The 16,793-nt window shown below is 66.3% G+C and carries 13 protein-coding genes; 8 read left to right on the top strand and 5 right to left on the bottom strand.

The window, feature by feature from the left end; translation table 11 throughout:
* Nucleotides 1–7: 7 nt before the first annotated feature.
* On the top strand, nucleotides 8–1,444 hold the full coding sequence (locus MKK62_RS11640) for a lipase maturation factor family protein (protein WP_240260934.1): 1,437 nt from the start codon (nucleotides 8–10) through the stop codon (nucleotides 1,442–1,444).
* Nucleotides 1,445–1,514: 70 nt separating this feature from the next.
* Here MKK62_RS11640 and MKK62_RS11635 read toward each other — a convergent pair whose 3' ends face one another.
* Nucleotides 1,515–3,164 (bottom strand): acetolactate synthase large subunit, encoded by a 1,650-nt coding sequence (locus MKK62_RS11635; RefSeq protein ID WP_240260935.1) that lies wholly within the window; start codon nucleotides 3,162–3,164, stop codon nucleotides 1,515–1,517.
* A gap of 80 nt (nucleotides 3,165–3,244) precedes the next feature.
* Here MKK62_RS11635 and MKK62_RS11630 point away from each other — a divergent pair, with 80 nt between their 5' ends.
* Nucleotides 3,245–4,621 (top strand): NADP-dependent succinic semialdehyde dehydrogenase, encoded by a 1,377-nt coding sequence (locus MKK62_RS11630; protein WP_240260936.1) that lies wholly within the window; start codon nucleotides 3,245–3,247, stop codon nucleotides 4,619–4,621.
* Nucleotides 4,622–4,718: 97 nt separating this feature from the next.
* Here MKK62_RS11630 and MKK62_RS11625 read toward each other — a convergent pair whose 3' ends face one another.
* Nucleotides 4,719–5,660: a R2-like ligand-binding oxidase gene (locus tag MKK62_RS11625; RefSeq protein WP_240260937.1), complete on the bottom strand. Its 942-nt coding sequence runs from the start codon at nucleotides 5,658–5,660 to the stop codon at nucleotides 4,719–4,721.
* A gap of 15 nt (nucleotides 5,661–5,675) precedes the next feature.
* Entirely contained in the window at nucleotides 5,676–6,344 is a 669-nt protein-coding gene (locus MKK62_RS11620; protein WP_240260938.1) for a TetR/AcrR family transcriptional regulator, read from the bottom strand.
* A 142-nt stretch (nucleotides 6,345–6,486) separates the two neighbouring features.
* On the opposite strand from MKK62_RS11620, the gene MKK62_RS11615 reads away from it, so the two are divergent.
* On the top strand, nucleotides 6,487–7,467 hold the full coding sequence (locus MKK62_RS11615; protein ID WP_240260939.1) for a phosphotriesterase family protein: 981 nt from the start codon (nucleotides 6,487–6,489) through the stop codon (nucleotides 7,465–7,467).
* Nucleotides 7,464–8,948, top strand: coding sequence for an AMP-binding protein (locus MKK62_RS11610; RefSeq protein ID WP_240260940.1), 1,485 nt, complete (start codon nucleotides 7,464–7,466; stop codon nucleotides 8,946–8,948). The genes MKK62_RS11615 and MKK62_RS11610 overlap by 4 nt, the downstream gene beginning before the upstream one ends.
* Before the next feature lie 21 nt (nucleotides 8,949–8,969).
* Here the strand turns inward: MKK62_RS11610 and MKK62_RS11605 are convergent, their stop codons facing one another.
* Complete coding sequence (locus MKK62_RS11605) at nucleotides 8,970–10,133, bottom strand: acyltransferase family protein (RefSeq protein WP_434085056.1); 1,164 nt, start codon at nucleotides 10,131–10,133, stop codon at nucleotides 8,970–8,972.
* A gap of 173 nt (nucleotides 10,134–10,306) precedes the next feature.
* On the opposite strand from MKK62_RS11605, the gene pgfA reads away from it, so the two are divergent.
* Together pgfA and MKK62_RS11595 are read left to right on the top strand one after the other, a co-directional pair.
* The gene (gene pgfA, locus MKK62_RS11600; protein ID WP_240260942.1) at nucleotides 10,307–11,551 is read left to right on the top strand and encodes a cell envelope lipid trafficking protein PgfA; all 1,245 of its coding nucleotides are present in this window, start codon (nucleotides 10,307–10,309) and stop codon (nucleotides 11,549–11,551) included.
* Between the two features lie 12 nt (nucleotides 11,552–11,563).
* Nucleotides 11,564–13,288, top strand: a complete 1,725-nt coding sequence (locus MKK62_RS11595) for an MmpA family trehalose lipid delivery protein (protein WP_240260943.1) — start codon at nucleotides 11,564–11,566, stop codon at nucleotides 13,286–13,288.
* Here MKK62_RS11595 and MKK62_RS11590 read toward each other — a convergent pair.
* Nucleotides 13,250–14,404, bottom strand: coding sequence for a glycosyltransferase family 4 protein (locus tag MKK62_RS11590; RefSeq protein WP_240260944.1), 1,155 nt, complete (start codon nucleotides 14,402–14,404; stop codon nucleotides 13,250–13,252). The genes MKK62_RS11595 and MKK62_RS11590 overlap by 39 nt on opposite strands.
* Before the next feature lie 38 nt (nucleotides 14,405–14,442).
* Here MKK62_RS11590 and MKK62_RS11585 point away from each other — a divergent pair, with 38 nt between their 5' ends.
* Both MKK62_RS11585 and MKK62_RS11580 read left to right on the top strand, forming a co-directional pair.
* Nucleotides 14,443–15,210 (top strand): class I SAM-dependent methyltransferase, encoded by a 768-nt coding sequence (locus tag MKK62_RS11585; protein WP_240260945.1) that lies wholly within the window; start codon nucleotides 14,443–14,445, stop codon nucleotides 15,208–15,210.
* A gap of 45 nt (nucleotides 15,211–15,255) precedes the next feature.
* Nucleotides 15,256–16,737 (top strand): aldehyde dehydrogenase, encoded by a 1,482-nt coding sequence (locus MKK62_RS11580; protein WP_240260946.1) that lies wholly within the window; start codon nucleotides 15,256–15,258, stop codon nucleotides 16,735–16,737.
* Nucleotides 16,738–16,793: the final 56 nt, after the last annotated feature.

Raw genomic sequence — 16,793 nt, 5'->3', positions numbered from 1 at the left:
CGACACCATGGCCTGGGTGAACGCACCGGAGTACTGGCTGAGCAGGCTGGTGCTCGAGCGCGGAATCGCGATCATTTACGTGTTCGCATTCGTGGCCGCCGCCCGGCAGTTCCGCGCACTGATCGGCGAGCATGGGCTGCTGCCCGTGCCGCGATATGTGGCACGGCAGTCGTTCGTACGGTCACCGAGCATCTTTCACGTCCACTATTCCGACCGGTTCTTTGCAACGGTCGCCTGGTCGGGCGCGGCGCTGTCGGCGGCGATGGCGATGGGGCTGCCCGACGTGCTGCCGTTGTGGGCGGTGGTGCCGACCTGGCTACTGCTGTGGATCCTGTACCTGTCGATCGTCAACGTCGGGCAGACGTGGTACTCCTTCGGCTGGGAGTCGCTGATGCTCGAAACTGGTTTTCTGGCAGCATTTCTCGGCAACGACCGGATAGCGCCCCCGGTGCTGACGATGTGGCTGGCCCGGTTGCTGCTGTTCCGGGTCGAGTTCGGCGCCGGGCTGATCAAGCTTCGCGGCGACTCTTGCTGGCGGGATCTGACCTGCCTGGACTACCACCACGAGACGCAGCCCATGCCGGGCCCGCTGAGCTGGTTCTTCCATCACCTACCCAAGCCGCTGCACCGGGTGGAGGTGGCGGGCAACCACTTCGCGCAGTTGATCGTCCCGTTCGGACTCTTCGCCCCGCAGCCGGTGGCCAGCATCGCCGGGGCGATCGTCGTCGTCACCCAGCTGTGGCTGGTGGCGTCGGGCAATTTCGCGTGGCTCAACTGGTTGACGATTCTGCTCGCCTTCAGCGCGATCGACGTTCGGTCGATGGCGATGCTGCTGCCGATCCCCCACCCTGCACCGCTGCCCGACGCACCGCGATGGTTCACCGCGTTGGTGCTCGCCTTCACGATGCTCACGGTGGCGCTGAGCTATCTGCCGATACGCAACATGATCTCGCGCGGTCAGCGAATGAACATGTCTTTCAACCCTTTTCACCTGGTGAATACCTATGGCGCCTTCGGCAGCATCAGCCGCACACGTCACGAGGTGGTGATCGAGGGCACCGACGACTCCGCGATCACCGACCAGACCGTCTGGCGGGAATACCAATTCAAAGGCAAACCCGGCGGGCTGCGGCGACTGCCGCGGCAGTGGGCGCCGTATCACTTACGCTTGGACTGGCTGATGTGGTTCGCCGCGATCTCACCGCAGTACGCCTACTCCTGGTTTCGGCCATTCATCGTGCGGCTGCTGCAGAACGACCCGGCCACCCTGAAGCTGCTGCGTGGCAACCCGTTCCCGGATACACCGCCGTCCCACATCAGGGCTCAGTTGTACCGGTACCGGTTCACCACTGCGGCCGAACTGCGGCGCGATCACGCCTGGTGGCATCGAACGCTCGAGGGCACTTACCTGCCGCCGGTCGCTCTGGAGACGCTCACCGCGTGACCGCGAAACAGAACGTACGGTCGTGATTCGAGCAAGCACCACGACCCAGGCTTCTGTTTCGCGGATGCGCCTAGAGGGTCTCGTCGAGTTCGCCGAGGCGGTCGGTCAGGCGTAGGTTCTCGGAGTAATCCACCGGACAGCAGATCAGCGAGACCCCATCCTCAGCGAGGGCGGCGCGCAGAGTCGGCAACAATTCGTCGGCGCTGGTGATCTGATATCCCTTGGCGCCGAAACTCTCCGCGTACTTCACGATGTCGGGGTTGCCGAACTTCACGTAGTGGTGCTCGCCCAGTTCGAGATCCATCTTCCACTCGATCAGGCCGTAGCCGCCGTCTTCCCAAATCAGCACCACCAGCGGAATTTGCTCGCGGACAGCGGTTTCGATCTCCTGCGAGTTCATCAGGAAGGCGCCGTCGCCGACCACGGCCAGCACCTTCGACTCCGGCTGCGCCAGCTTGACCCCCATCGCTCCGGGCAACGCGAAGCTCATAGTGGACAGTCCGTTCGAGATCAGGCAGGTGTTGCGTTCGTAGGTCGGATACAACCGGGCCATCCACATCTTGGTGGCGCCGGTGTCGACCAGCACCACGTCGCTGCGGCCCAGCGCCGCGCGGGTGTCGGCGACCACTCGCGCGGGGGCCAACGGAAAACGCGAGTCTTGTTGTCCCCGAGCGAATTCTTCGCTCAGCAGCCCGGCACCCGGGATGTGCGGGTCGGCCTCGTAGGCGTGATTGTCGAGCCCTTCGCAGAGTGCGTCGAGCGAGGCGCTGATGTCACCGATGATCCCGACGTCGACCGAGTAATGCGCGTCGACCTCGGCCGGGAAGCGGTGAATGTGGATGATCTTCTTGTCGGCCTTCGGGTTGATGCGCACCGGGTCGAACTCCTGCAGCTCGTATCCCACCGCGATGACGACGTCGGCGTTGTCGAAGCCGAAGTTCACGTAGTCGTGCCGCATGAAGCCCAACGCCCCGAGGGCGTTCGGGTGGTCGTCGGGCATCACCCCTTTGCCGTGGAAGGTGTTCGCCACCGGGATGCCGAATTTCTCGGAGAATCGGACCAACGCTTGGGTGGCGTCGGCACGGGCGGCGCCGTGACCAGCCAGCACGACCGGACGCTGTGCCTGCCGCAGCACCTCGACGGCACGCTCGACCTGGCGAGACGCCGGAGCCTCGGCACGAACAACGTTGCGCGGCAACGGATGTAGATCCGGGTAGTCGGCAGTGTCGGCATCGATGTGCTCGGGCACCGCGAGGTAGACCGCGGCCGGGCGTTCGGTCTCGGCCAGCTTGAAGGCTTTGCGAACCATCTCCGGTATCGCGTGGGCGGTGGGGATGTCGGCGGCCCACCGGGTGATCGGCGCGAACATCGACACCAAGTCCACGTACTGGTGCGACTCCTTGTACTCGCGGTCCTGACCGACCTGGGCGGAGATCGCGATCAACGGCGTGCTGTTGGTGGTGGCGTCGGCGACGCCGAGTTGCATGTTGATCGCGCCCGGCCCCAGGGTGGCCGACACCACGGCAGCGCGGCCGGTGACCCGCCCGTACATCTCGGCCATGAAGGACGCCGCCTGCTCGTGCCGAGTCAGGACGTAGCGAATGTTGGACGCGGCCAGCGCGCGGACGAAACGGATGTTCTCTTCGCCCGGAAGCCCAAACACCACCTCGACGCCCTCGTTTTCCAGGCACTTGACTACCAACTCGGCAGCTTTGCTCATTGGCACCTCCCTTTGTGGGAACGATAGTGGCAGGCTAGGTGTTGCACCTTTTACCCAAAAAGCAACCGAAGGATGTCAGAGTGCCTATCGCCACCATCAACCCGGCCACCGGCGAGACAGTCAAGACCTTCACCCCGGCCACCGATAGCGACGTCGAAGCCGCTATCGCCAAGGCTCACGAGCGTTTCCTTGATTATCGCCACTCCACCACGTTCGCCCAGCGCGCCGAGTGGGCCAATGCCACCGCCGACCTGCTTGAGAAGGAAGCCGACGACGTCGCGGCGATGATGACCCTCGAGATGGGCAAGACGCTCAAATCCGCCAAGGCCGAAGCGCTGAAGTGCGCCAAAGGTTTCCGCTACTACGCCGAAAACGCCGAGAAACTGCTTGCCGACGAGCCGGCCGAGGCATCCAAGGTCGGAGCGAAGCGGGCTTACACGCGGTGGCAGCCGCTTGGCGTGGTGCTGGCGGTGATGCCGTGGAACTTCCCGCTCTGGCAGGCCGTGCGATTCGCCGCACCGGCGCTGATGGCGGGCAACGTCGGCCTGCTCAAGCACGCCTCGAACGTGCCGCAGTCGGCTTTGTACCTGTCCGACGTGATTGCCCGCGGCGGCTTCCCAGACGGCTGCTTCCAGACATTGCTGGTTTCGTCCAGCGCGGTGGAGGCAATCCTGCGTGATCCGCGGGTCGCCGCGGCGACGCTGACCGGCAGCGAGCCCGCAGGGCAGTCGGTCGCCGCTATCTGTGGTGACGAGATCAAGCCGACCGTGATGGAGCTGGGCGGCAGCGACCCGTTCATCGTGATGCCCTCAGCCAACCTTGAGGAGGCCGTGAAGACCGCAGTCACTGCCCGGACCCAGAACAACGGTCAATCCTGTATCGCGGCAAAGCGTTTCATCGTCCACACCGACATCTACGACGCCTTCGTCGACAAGTTCGTCGAGAAAATGGAGGCCCTCAAGGTCGGCGACCCGACCGATCCCGACACCGACGTGGGTCCGCTGGCCACCGAGTCGGGTCGCGACGAGATCGCCAAGCAGGTCGACGACGCCGCCTCGGCGGGCGCCAAGATCCGCCTCGGCGGCAAACCACTCGACCAGCCCGGCTGGTTCTACCCGCCGACCGTGATCACCGACATCACCAAGGACATGGCGCTGTACTCCGAAGAGGTGTTCGGCCCGGTCGCTTCGATGTACCGGGCGTCAGACATCGACGAGGCGATCGAGATTGCCAACGCCACCACGTTCGGGCTCGGGTCCAACGCCTGGACCAACGACGAGGCCGAGCAGGAGCGCTTCATCGACGACATCGAAGCCGGCCAGGTCTTCATCAACGGTATGACGGTGTCCTATCCCGAACTCGGATTCGGCGGCGTCAAGCGTTCCGGCTACGGTCGCGAGCTAGCGCACCTGGGCATCCGCGCGTTCTGCAACGCGAAGACGGTGTGGGTCGGCTAGTGGCGATCGCAAGCACGGCGTAGCCGGGCGCAGCGGGTCGCCGCCGTTGGGTCGGTCGAGTGGTTCGGCGTCCGGCGACTCGAAGGTCGAGTAACAGTTACACCGACGCGCCGGCGAGGGCCCTCGCGTCCTCGTCGGCGAAGGTGTCCTCCAGTTGCACCGGCGAGTAGTCGAGGTCGATCTCGGCGAGGGGGCGTCCCCGCGCACTGGAAATCGTGCCGAAGCGCCGCATTCCTTTGTCCGCGGCGTACTGCATGAACTCGTCCTGGACCAGATCGAACGGCATCACCTCGAACAGCTCGAAACCTTGCACGGTGGCATCGAGGGCGATCGGCATCAGCTCGTTCATTCGGTTTTCGAACACTGTCCAGTTGGTGTCGTCGGCGGCGACGTGACGACGGCAAGTGAAGGTGCCCCACGCCATGTGGCGGCGCTCGTCGTCGCCGATGCGGCGCACCAATTCCTGCATCCCGGGCAGGATTCCGCGCGCCACGCAGACTTTGTGCCAGGCGTAGTAGCCAGTCAGTGCGAGCATGCCCTCGACGACGTGGTTGTAGGTGACCGACGCCCGGATCTGCGCCGCGGGTGACGGATCCGACGACAGGGCGTTGAGGCAGTCAGGCAACTCGTCGTAGAAGATCGTCCGGTACGCCGGCAGCGGCTCCAGGTAGCTCTGCAGGTCCCCGGTCATGCCGACGGCGTCGAGCCAGAGCCGGAAGACCTGCGTGTGCTTGGCCTCTTCGAAAGCGAACTGGGTCAGATACATTTCGTCGCCGAGCCGGCCTTCTTCTCGCATTGCGGCCATGAACGGCTGGATGTCCTCGGTGACCGCTTCCTCGCCGGCAATGAACTGCGCGCACAACCGGGCGGCGAAATCACGTTCGTCCTCGTTCAGCTTTTCCCAGTCGGCCCGGTCGCGGGAGAAGTCGATGTCGGCGGGATTCCAGAATTTGGCGTTGCCACCGGCAAACAGCTTGAGCGGCAGGCTGTCCCAGTTGAGCCCGCCGGCGACGAGTGAATTCGAACCAGTGCGTGTCATCAGACCTCCTCAGATCTAAGCGGTGTGAACAATTGTGGTGTCGACGGACGCGAATGCCGCCGACAAGACGGCGACCAGTCGGCGTACCGCCAGCGCCGGTTGCTCGGGGCTGGGCTCGTCCAGGCCGAGGATCGGATCGAGTCCGCGCATGTACGGCGCCAATGCCAGGTGCGGGAAAATCAACAGCAGCAACGACATCAGCGCTTCGGTGTCGGCATCTTTGCGAAAGTCGCCTCGCAGCTGGGCTTCTCGCACTAGCGGCCGGAGCACTTCGAGGTAGTGACGGTGGATAACGCTGCGCACGCTGATCCGAGCGTCGGCGTCGACTTCCAGGCTTGCCGCCGCGTGCAACGAGCGCTCGTGGGGGTGGTCGGCAAAGTACGCGATCCACACATCGAGCCAGTCGGTGAGGAACTCGAAGAACGGTCGACCCGGATCGAGTTCACCGATCCGGGCCTCCATATACGACCGCACCCGCTGGCTGGCCACGTCGGCGATGAAGGCATACAGGTCACGCTTGTCCGCAAAGTATTGGAACAGGCTGCCTTTCGCCACGCCCGCCCGTCGCGCGATCACGTTCAGACTGCCGCCGGAGAAGCCGTGAGCCCCGAACTCCGCCTCGGCAGCCTCGATGACCGCGGCGCGGCGCGCCGGGTCGACGCGAGCCCAGGTGACCGTCGGCATTGCCCTCCTTCGTTGGATGACCACTGGTCACTGTACTGTGAGCCACGTCACTTCGCAAGGGGCAGGGGTTGAGCTGCCGAGGATTTCGCGCAACGCCCCGAACTCGCCACGGCCGCCGACGGGTCGTCCTAGAGTCGGCTACGTGTCGCACGTGAATACTGCTTCCGGACCTGTCAACACCGCCGATATCGGCGTCACGCTCATGCACGAGCACGTGTTCATCATGACCACCGAGATCGCGATGAATTACCCCGAAGCATGGGGCGACGAAGACAAGCGGGTGGCCGACGCCGTCGATCGACTCAACGAACTGAAGTCGCGCGGCGTCGACACGATCGTCGACCTCACCGTGATCGGGCTGGGCCGCTACATCCCGCGCATCGCGCGGGTCGCCGCGGCCACCGACCTCAACATCGTCGTGGCCACCGGCCTCTACACTTACAACGACGTCCCATTCCGCTTCCACTACATGGGACCCGGCGCCGAGCTCGGCGGGCCGGAGATCATGACCGACATGTTCGTCCGCGACATCGAGGAAGGCATCGCCGACACCGGCATCAAGGCCGGCATCCTCAAGTGCGCCACCGACAAGCCCGGCATCACTCCCGGTGTGGAGCGGGTGCTGCGGGCGGTGGCCCAGGCCCACAAGCGGACCGGGGTGCCGATCTCCACCCACACCCACGCAGGGCTGAAACGTGGCCTGGAGCAACAGAAGATCTTCGAAGAAGAAGGGGTGGACCTGAGCCGGGTGATCATCGGTCACTCCGGCGACAGCACCGACGTCGGTTACCTCGAAGAGCTCATCGCCGGCGGCTCCTACCTCGGCATGGACCGGTTCGGCATCGACACCATCCTGCCGTTCGAGGATCGAGTCAACATCGTCGCGACGATGTGCGAGCGCGGGCATGCCGACAAGATGGTGCTGTCGCACGACGCCAACTGCTACTTCGACGCGCTGCCCGAGGAGTTGCTGCCGATCGCCGCGCCCAATTGGCATTACCTGCACATCCACAACGACGTCATCCCGGCCCTGAAGGAGCGCGGCGTCACCGACGAGCAATTGCACACCATGCTTGTCGACAACCCGCGCCGGATCTTCGAGCGGCAGGGCGCGTACTCGTGACGGCGCCGGTCCCGCCGATCGGAGCCCAGATCTCCGCGCTGGCGGCACTGGCCCCCGACGAGCCCGCCGTCACCTGCGACGGTCGCACGCTGACCCGCCGCGAACTCGACCGCTCGACGAACCGGTTGGCCCGCGCGTATGCCGAGCGCGGTGTGGGCGTCGGCGACTACGTGACGATGGTGCTGCCCAACTCGATCGAGTGGATCCAGGCCGCGGTGGCGTGCTGGAAGTTGGGCGCGGTGCCGCAGCCGCTGTCCGCGCGGCTGCCCGATGCCGAGTTGGCCGGCCTATTGGAACTGCGACCGCCGACCCTCTTGGTAGGTCGGCTCCATGCCGAAATCAATAGTCTTCCAACTGAATTCGAGCCGGACTCGTCGTTGTCCGACGAGGTACTGCCCGAAGCGGTGTCGCCGGTGTGGAAGGCCATGGGATCGGGCGGGAGCACCGGCCGGCCGAAACTCATCGAATCCGGCGGCGACAGCAGGATTCCACCGGCAATCGGCTATCCGCTCGGCGCCCAAGAGGGCGACATCACCCTGGTCCCAGTTCCGTTGTCGCACAACACCGGTTTCACCACCGCGACGATCGCGCTGTTGATGCGCCACCACCTGGTCGTGATGAGTCGCTTCGAGCCGGAGCAATTCCTGAGGCTGATCAGCGACTTCCACGTGACGTTCCTGACGACGGTGCCGACCATCATGCAGCGGTCTCTGCCGGTGTACCACGAGAAACCCGACGCTTTCGATCTGTCGTCACTGCGCAGGTTCTGGCACCTGGGTGCGCCGTGCCCGCCCGCAATCAAGCAGGCGTGGATCGACCTACTGGGGCCGGAGAAGGTGTGGGAACTGTACGGCGGCACCGAATTACAGGCCCTCACGTTCATCTCCGGCGACCAGTGGCTGACGCACCGCGGCTCAGTCGGCGTTGTGGTGGCCGGCGAAATGAAGGTGCTCGACGACGAGGGCAACCCGTGCCCGCCCGGCGACGTGGGTGAAATCTACATGCGACCCAGCCCGGGCAGCGGACCCACATATCGGTATGTCGGCGCGACCGCGAAGTCACGCGACGGCTGGGATTCGCTGGGCGATCTGGGCTATTTCGACGCCGACGGGTTCCTCTACATCTCCGATCGCCGGGTCGACATGTTCACCGTCGGCGGCCGCAACGTCTATCCCGCCGAGATCGAGGCCGCGCTGTCCGAGCACCCAGATGTGCTGTCCTGCTTGGTCGTCGGCGTTCCCCACGACGACCTCGGGCAGGTGCCCTACGCCCTGGTGCAGGCCCGGGTCGCACTCGACGAGCCGGGCGTTCAGCAATTTCTGCGCGAGCGGATCGCCGGGTACAAGGTGCCGGCGACCGTCGAGTTCGTCGACACGCCGCTGCGCGACGACGCGGGCAAGGCCCGCCGCTCCGCCGTCCGCGCTCGAATTATTACGCAGCTCGCCCCCGCAAGCGGGGGGACCCCCACCTCATCGCGATAATTCACATCGTCGTCTGCGGACTCATGGGGCGACTGCGTCTTCTTGAGGCGGGCTGACCGCCGATTCGGCGCGCGATGCGCGGCGGGTTTCCCAGCGCCGCAAAGCCTCTCGGCACGGTGATTCGACGAGCGCGTAGCTCACCGCGGAAATCGCGATCGTGAAGCCCAGCGTCAAAGTGAGCACCTCGAGCAGGTGTCCGTGGAACGCGAACTGGCCGATCACCGGGAACACCATCGTCAGCGCCGCGAGATGCCAGACGAAGATCCCGTACGACCAGCGCCCCAGCGTCACCATCGGGGCGCTGCCCAAAATCCGGTGGCTGTCCTCGGGCCGGTCGAGCACCAGCGGTGCCACCAGACCCGCGGCCACCAGCGCACCCATCGCGGTCTTGACGGTGAACTGCGCGTTGCTGCTGGGCACCAGCCCGGCTGGACCGGCCAGGGGTGACGCCGCGACCAGATAGGCGATCACGACCAGGCCGGCCAGCGCCACCCGGCGCCGCGCCCATCGGTGCGGCCAGCCGATCGGGCAGTAGATCCACTCGGCGAGCAACATGCCTGCGGCAAACCAGGAGAAGAACGCCGGCGGCCACGTCAGCGGGTTGACGCCGGGCGGGGCGTGGAACGGGATCCAGCCCCAGAACAGACTCGCGACGGCCAGCGCCGCGATGGCAGGGATCCGGGCGCGCACCGGGAGGCGGGCGGCCAGCATCGCCAGAATCGGCAGGGCCAGGTAGAAACTCACCTCGACCGACAGGCTCCACATCTGAGTCAGTCCGGCGGTCAGCGTCAAGGGGACGTAGACCTGAGTGAGCGACAGGTTCGCCAACCACACCGTTAGGTTCGGATGGTTGCCGTCGGGCAGCAGAGTCAAAATGACCACGACGGCAACCACGTAGGCCGGCATGATGCGCACCACCCGTGATCGCAGGTAATGACCGGTCGCGGGTCGCGGCGCGAGGCCGCGGGCTGCTGCGGCGTGCCCCCGCCACAGCAGGAATCCGGACAACGCGAAGAACACCGCCACCGCAAGGTCGAAGCGGCCGAGCAGCCGCCCGTCCACTCCACTGGAGTGTCCGGTGTCGAACGCCACGTGGGTGACGACGACGCCGATGGCGGCGCAGGCCCGCATCCCTTCGACGGCCGGCAGGAACTTACGGGTGCCGCCCACCTGCGTGTCACGCATAGCGACAGTCTGCCCGGCGCGCGTTTTAGCTGCCTCCGAGACATAAACGGCCGCCTTAAACATTGCTGTTAGGGTCGAACGAGTTTTGCTTCGCCGCCGCGCGGTAGGCGGGTGTAACCCCAGGTAGCCCGGGGTACCAGCACCGGACGAGACCAGGAGGAGGTCACGGCAGCGTGAACCGAGCAGTCATGTTGCGGATGGCCGCGTGCGGGATCATGGGGCTCGGGGCAGCGTTGTTGATCGCCGCGTTGTTGCTGTGGACGTATACCGGTAGCCGGATTACGAAGATTCCGCTCGACGTCGACGCCACCTTGATCGGTGAGGGCAACGGCACGGTCGTCGACCCGGCTTCGTTGTACAGCCCCAAGCTCGTCGTCGACAAGAACGTACCGGTGGTGGCGCAGCAGCAGATCGACGTCGAATCCCCCGCCAACGCCGACGTCGTGACGTTCCAGGTGGGCAGCACGCTGCGGCGCAGCGACAAGCAGAAAGACTCCGGTCTGCTGCTCGCGCTGGTCGACACGGTCACCCTCAACCGGAAGACCGCCTCGGCGGTGTCCGACGACACTCATCCCGGCGGCGCGGTGCAGAAGCCACGCGGGTTCAAAGACGAAAGCCCGGCCACCAACATCGCGCTCCCCCACGAGGGACTGTCCTACCGGTTCCCGTTCCACACCGAGAAGCGGTCGTACCCCTACTTCGACCCGATCGCGCAGAAGGCTTTCGAGGCCAACTACAACGGTGAAGAAGACGTCAACGGTCTGACCGCCTACAAATTCACCCAAGACGTCGGCTACGACGCCGACGGCAAACTCGCCGAGCCGGTCAGGTACCCGTCGCTGTACGCCGACGATGCCGACAGCAAGGTCACCAACACCGCCGAGATGTGGGGTCTGCCTGGCGACCCAGAGGAAAAGATCACGTTGACGCGCTATTACGCCGCGCAACGGACGTTCTGGGTAGACCCCGAGTCGGGGACGATCGTCAAAAAGCAGGAGCGGGCCAACCACTACTACGCGCGTGATGCGTTGAAGCCCGAGGTGACACTGGCCGATTACAAGGTCACCTCGACCGAGGAGACAGTCGAGTCGCAGGTGAACTCCGCGCGCAACGAGCGTGACCGGTTGGCGCTGTGGTCGCGAGTGCTGCCCATCACGTTCACCGCCGCCGGGGTGATCGCGCTGATCGGTGGACTGCTGCTGGGGTCCTTCAGTCTGCGGACCGAAACCGCGCTGACGGAATCGGATTCGGACGACGACGAGCATGGCTTCTTCGGTCGCGGAGAGCCGCCGCCGGCGCGGGTACCCGGCGCCGAGGCGGAGACCGAGAAGATTCCCACGCCACCCAAGGACGTCAAGCGCGACGGCCCGTCGAGTACGGGAGGTCCGCCGACGTCTGGACCGCCCGATCTCGCTTAGCTAGCTCCCAGCGTGCGCTGGTTTCGGCCCGGGTACGCGCTCGCGTTGACGCTGCTGGTCGCGGCGCCGTTGCTGAGCCCCGGCTACCTGTTGCTGCGCGACGCAGCCTCCACGCCGACGTCATATCTGACCGATAGCGCACTGGGCCTGATGTCGGCCCCTCGGGCCACACCGCAAGACTTTGCGGTCGCGCTGGCTTCGCATTGCATAGACGGCGGCATCGTGGTGAAGGCCCTGCTCGTGCTGGGCCTGTTTCTGGCCGGGTGGGGCGCGGGTCGACTGGCCGCGGCGCTGGTGCCGAAATCCGGTGTGGGAGGCCAGTTCACCGCGACCACGGTAGCCATCTGGAACCCCTATGTCGGCGAGCGACTACTGCAGGGCCATTGGAGCCTGCTACTCGGGTATGGCTGTCTTCCCTGGGTGGCGACAACGGTCGCATCGCTGCGAGTGGCCGAAAAATCCTCGTGGCCAACGGTTCTCACGCTGGCGTTCTGGGTTGCGTTGGCTGGACTGACCCCCACCGGGCTGATTCTCGCCGCGATCGTCGGGCTGACCTGCGCCGCGATCCCCGGGAGCTTCCCACGCCGGCGTTGCGCCGCAATCACGGTGGGGGTGGCGGTGGTCGCGGCGCTGCCATGGTTGACGGCGTCCGCGCTCGGGTTGGCGTCGTCGGGCATGTGGGCGCACACCCCCGGTATCGCCGCTTTCGCAGCGCGCGCCGAGCCGGGGCTGGGCACTGTGGGAAGCCTGGCCAGCTTGGGCGGCATCTGGAACGGCGATGCGGTACCCGATTCGCGCGCAACATATTTCGCCGTGGTGTCCGCTGTCGCGCTCCTGGCGCTGGTGGTCGCCGGTTGCGTCGCATTGGCGCGGTGCCGTGCGGTGCGACCGCTGCTGGTGCTCGCGGCCGTTTCGGTGTTGATTCCCGCGGCATTGGCGACCGGCCCGGGCCTGGCCGTCCTACACGCCGTGGTCGAAGCCGTGCCCGCGCTGGGCGTTTTACGGGATACCCAGAAGTGGGTTGCATTGGCGATGCCCGGCTACGCGCTGGCGGCCGCGGCAGCGGTGCTCACATTGCGACGGTGGTTGAACCCGTTGCCGGCCGCGCTCCTGTGCTGTCTGGCGCTGGTGCTGTCGTTGCCCGATTTGGCCTGGGGAGTAGCCGGGAAGGTGACCTCGGTGCGCTACCCCGCCGATTGGACCACCGTCGCCGCGGCGATCAACCGCGCTCCCGCCGAGGTCGCGGTGTTGCCCGCCGACACCATGCGGCGATTCAGCTGGTCAGGACCGGCCCCGGTGCTCGATCCGTTGCCGCGTTGGCTGCGCGCCGACGTGCTGGCGACCGGCGACCTGACGATCTCTGGGACGACCGTCCTAGGCGAGGGCGATCGGGCACGTGCAGTGCAGGACCTACTACTGAACGGAGCCGACCCAGAAAGGATACGAGCGGCCGGCGTGGGGTGGCTGGTAGTCGAGCTGGGCACTCCCGGCGACATCGGCTTGGCCGCAGAGACTTTCGATCGACTGCCGGTTGCGTATCGCGGGTCCGACTTGATGCTCTACCGCGTCGAAGGAAACAGCACCGGCGCGTCAATGGGCAGGCGGATCGTGGTCATCGTCGCGCATCTGGCATGGCTGGCGATGCTGCTCGGCTCTGCGGTCGGACTGGCGGTGGGCAGGGTCAGGAGGAGGGGGATGTCACAGCACGCCGGTGACACGGCCTCCGGCGGCGACTGACTCCAGCACCGAGCGCATCGCGTCCGCGCTTGTCCGCCAGGAGAATTCGGCACTGCGCGCTTGCGCCTTCGCGCCGAGCTCGTCACGCAGCACCGAGTCGGCCAACAACTGCTCGAGCCGGTTCACCAGGCCGGCATGGTCGTCGACCAGCACCCCGGTGACCCCGTCGATGATCGAGTCGACAAGCCCCCCCGACGACCGATAGCCGACGGTGGGCACCCCATGCTGAGCCGCCTCGATCACCGCCAGCCCCCAGCCCTCTTTGCGGGAAGGCAGGACGTGCACCCATGCCTGTTGCAGCACAGCGTGTTTGGCTTCGTCGCCGACATGCCCGTGGAACGTCACCGCGTCGCCGATTCCCAGCTGCCGGGCGTGGTCGACCAATCGTCGGTCCCACCAACCACCGCCGACGACGTCGAGGTGCAGATCCGGTACCGAGGCCCGCAGCCGGGCCACCGCGTCCAGCGCATCCTCGATCTGCTTGTGCGGCACGAGTCGCGACAGCACGACCACACGCGGCGCCGGAGCGCGAGGGCCGGTCAACGTCGAAGCGGGAGCCCGGTCGAGTCCGTTGCGGACGACGGCGATTCGCTCGTTCTGGACGCCGAGGCCGACGAGGTCGCGAGCCGACGGGAGCGACACCGTCACGTACTGATTGCGGCGGTTCAGCCGCGGCGACAGCCACGATTCGACGAACCAGCCGACACGCCCGAGGAACCAGCCCGCCACCGGCCACTGTTCACGATGACAGTGGTGCACTAGCACCACCACCCGCGGGCCGTAGATCAGCCGGGCAAGAAAAGGCAGGCCGTTCTGGGTGTCGACAACGACGTCGGGCCGGACGCGTCGGAGCGGGCCGAGACCCAGCCTGGCCGCGGCCATCGCCAGCATCGCCCAGATGTAGACGGAGTAGCGCCCGCCGACGCGGTCGATGTGGACACCGTCGACGACTTCCCGTCGCGCCGCACCCGGGTATCGCGCGGTGCGCAGCGTGACGTCGACGCCGGAGCCGGCCAGCTGCGCGCCGATCCGCTGCAGATACGTCTCGCTGCCGCCGCCCTGCGGATGACCGGTATCGCGCCAGCACAGAAGCAGCACCGAGCGCACACCGGACATCTGGCCAGCCTATCCGGCGTCAAACGTAGGGTTGGCCGGTGGCCGTGACCGGAGTGTTCGCCCGGCGGGCGACCCTGCGCCGCTCGGTGCGGCTGTTGTCGAGCTTTCGCCGCGAACAGGGTGACCCGCCGCGGTTCTACGGCCCGCTGGCCGCCGACACCGTCGACCTGGTCAGCGATCTCTGGCGAGGCGCCCACGGTGAACCACCGGTTGGGCGCCGCGTGCTCGACGTCGGTGGCGGTCCGGGATATTTCGCCGCGGCATTCACCGAAGCAGGGTTGCACTACGTCGGCGTCGAGCCAGACGCGAATGAAATGCACGCCGCAGGCCCGGTGGTGGCGCGTGAGGCCGGAACGTTCGTCCGCGCGTCCGGCTTGGCGTTGCCGTTCGCCGACAACAGCGTCGACATCTGCCTCTCGTCGAACGTCGCCGAGCACGTGCCCAGACCGTGGGTGCTGGGCGGCGAGATGCTCCGGGTCACCAGGCCCGGCGGCCTGGCAGTGCTGTCCTACACCGTCTGGCTCGGACCGTTCGGCGGCCACGAAATGGGCGTGTCCCACTATCTCGGCGGCGAGCGGGCGGCAGCGCGTTACGCGCGCAAACACGGGCGTCCGGCCAAAAACAACTACGGGTCGTCGTTGTTCGCGGTCTCGGCGGCCGACGGCCTGGACTGGGCTGCCAGCACCGGCGCGCTGGTCGCCGCGTTCCCCCGCTACCACCCGAAATGGGCCTGGTGGTTGACCGGCGTCCCGATGCTGCGCGAGTTCCTGGTGAGCAATCTGGTGCTTGTCCTGCAACCGCGATAATGAAACGTGTTCTCGTTTCGGCTCGCCTTGGGTAGTGTGACGTGCATGACTGACGTCGCAACGAAGCAAGCTACAACGGAGTACGACAAGCTTTTCATCGGCGGCAAGTGGACTGAGCCGTCGACATCAGAGGTCATCGAGGTGCACTGCCCCGCCACCGGCGAATACGTCGGCAAGGTGCCGCTGGCGGCGGCGGCCGACGTCAACGCCGCGATTGCCGCGGCGCGGACCGCATTCGACGACGGCCCGTGGCCGTCCACCCCGCCGAAAGAACGCGCCGCCGTCATCGGCAACGCCCTCAAGCTGCTGGAGGAGCGCAAGGACAGCTTCGTCAAGCTGCTCGGCCTCGAGACCGGCCAGCCGCCGATGTCCGTCGAGACCATGCAGTGGATGAGCGGCATCGGGTGCCTCAACTTCTTCGCAGGCCCCGCCGTCGATCAGGTCAAATGGCAAGAGATTCGCAACGGTGGCTACGGGCAGACCATCGTCTACCGGGAACCGATCGGCGTCGTCGGCGCGATCGTGGCGTGGAACGTGCCGCTGTTCCTGGCGATCAACAAGCTGGGCCCGGCGTTGCTGGCGGGCTGCACGGTGGTGCTGAAGCCCGCTGCCGAAACACCGCTGAGCGCCAACGCTTTGGCGGAGGCTTTCGCCGAGGCCGGCCTGCCCGAGGGTGTGCTGTCGATTGTTCCCGGCGGCGCCGAGACCGGTCAGGCGCTGACGTCCAACCCGGACGTCGACATCTTCTCGTTCACCGGAAGCTCGGCGGTGGGCAAGGAGATCGGCAAGCGCGCTGCCGAGATGCTCAAGCCGTGCACGCTGGAGCTCGGTGGCAAGTCGGCCGCGATCCTGCTCGAGGACGTCGACCTGCCGTCCGCCGTGCCGATGCTGGTGTTCTCCGGACTCATGAACACCGGCCAGGCCTGCGTGGCCCAGACCCGCATTCTCGCGCCGCGCTCGCGCTACGACGAAATCGTCGAAGCGGTCGGCAATTTCGCGGCCTCGCTGCCCGTCGGGCCTCCGTCGGACGCGGGCGCGCAAATCGGTTCGCTGATCTCGGCGAAACAGCGCGACCGTGTCGAGGGATACATCGCCAAGGGCGTGGAAGAGGGCGCACGCCTGGTCACGGGGGGTAAGCGTCCCGAGGGCCTGGACGACGGTTTCTACATTCAGCCCACCGTGTTCGCCGACGTCGACAACAAGATGACGATCGCGCAGGAGGAGATCTTCGGACCGGTCCTGAGCATCATTGCCTACGACACCGAGGAAGACGCGATCAAGATCGCCAACGACTCCGCGTACGGGCTGGCCGGCAGCGTGTGGACCACCGATGTCCCGCGCGGCATCAAGGTCTCCGAACAGATCCGCACCGGTACCTACGCGATCAACTGGTACGCGTTCGACCCGTGCTGTCCGTTCGGCGGGTACAAGAACTCGGGCATCGGCCGCGAAAACGGGCCCGAAGGCGTCGAGCACTTCACCCAGCAGAAGAGCGTGCTGATGCCGATGGGTTACACCGCCGACTGATCGTTGCCGCCGCATGTGCGGCCAGCCTGACGTTCGAGCTCGTGTGCGCGGCTGGC

The organism is Mycobacterium paraterrae (assembly GCF_022430545.2).
Classification (GTDB): domain Bacteria; phylum Actinomycetota; class Actinomycetes; order Mycobacteriales; family Mycobacteriaceae; genus Mycobacterium; species Mycobacterium paraterrae.
The sequence above is the reverse complement of the archived record's forward strand: the minus strand, read 5'-3'. Positions and strand labels throughout refer to the sequence as shown.

Excerpts from the sequence above, each read along its gene's own strand:
- MKK62_RS11590 (WP_240260944.1), bottom strand. The coding sequence starts at position 14,404 with ATGTCCGGTGTGCGCTCGGTGCTGCTTCTGTGCTGGCGCGATACCGGT.
- MKK62_RS11640 (WP_240260934.1), top strand. The coding sequence starts at position 8 with ATGGCCTGGGTGAACGCACCGGAGTACTGGCTGAGCAGGCTGGTGCTC.
- MKK62_RS11580 (WP_240260946.1), top strand. The coding sequence starts at position 15,256 with ATGACTGACGTCGCAACGAAGCAAGCTACAACGGAGTACGACAAGCTT.
- MKK62_RS11620 (WP_240260938.1), bottom strand. The coding sequence starts at position 6,344 with ATGCCGACGGTCACCTGGGCTCGCGTCGACCCGGCGCGCCGCGCCGCG.
- MKK62_RS11635 (WP_240260935.1), bottom strand. The coding sequence starts at position 3,164 with ATGAGCAAAGCTGCCGAGTTGGTAGTCAAGTGCCTGGAAAACGAGGGC.
- MKK62_RS11605 (WP_434085056.1), bottom strand. The coding sequence starts at position 10,133 with ATGCGTGACACGCAGGTGGGCGGCACCCGTAAGTTCCTGCCGGCCGTC.
- MKK62_RS11625 (WP_240260937.1), bottom strand. The coding sequence starts at position 5,660 with ATGACACGCACTGGTTCGAATTCACTCGTCGCCGGCGGGCTCAACTGG.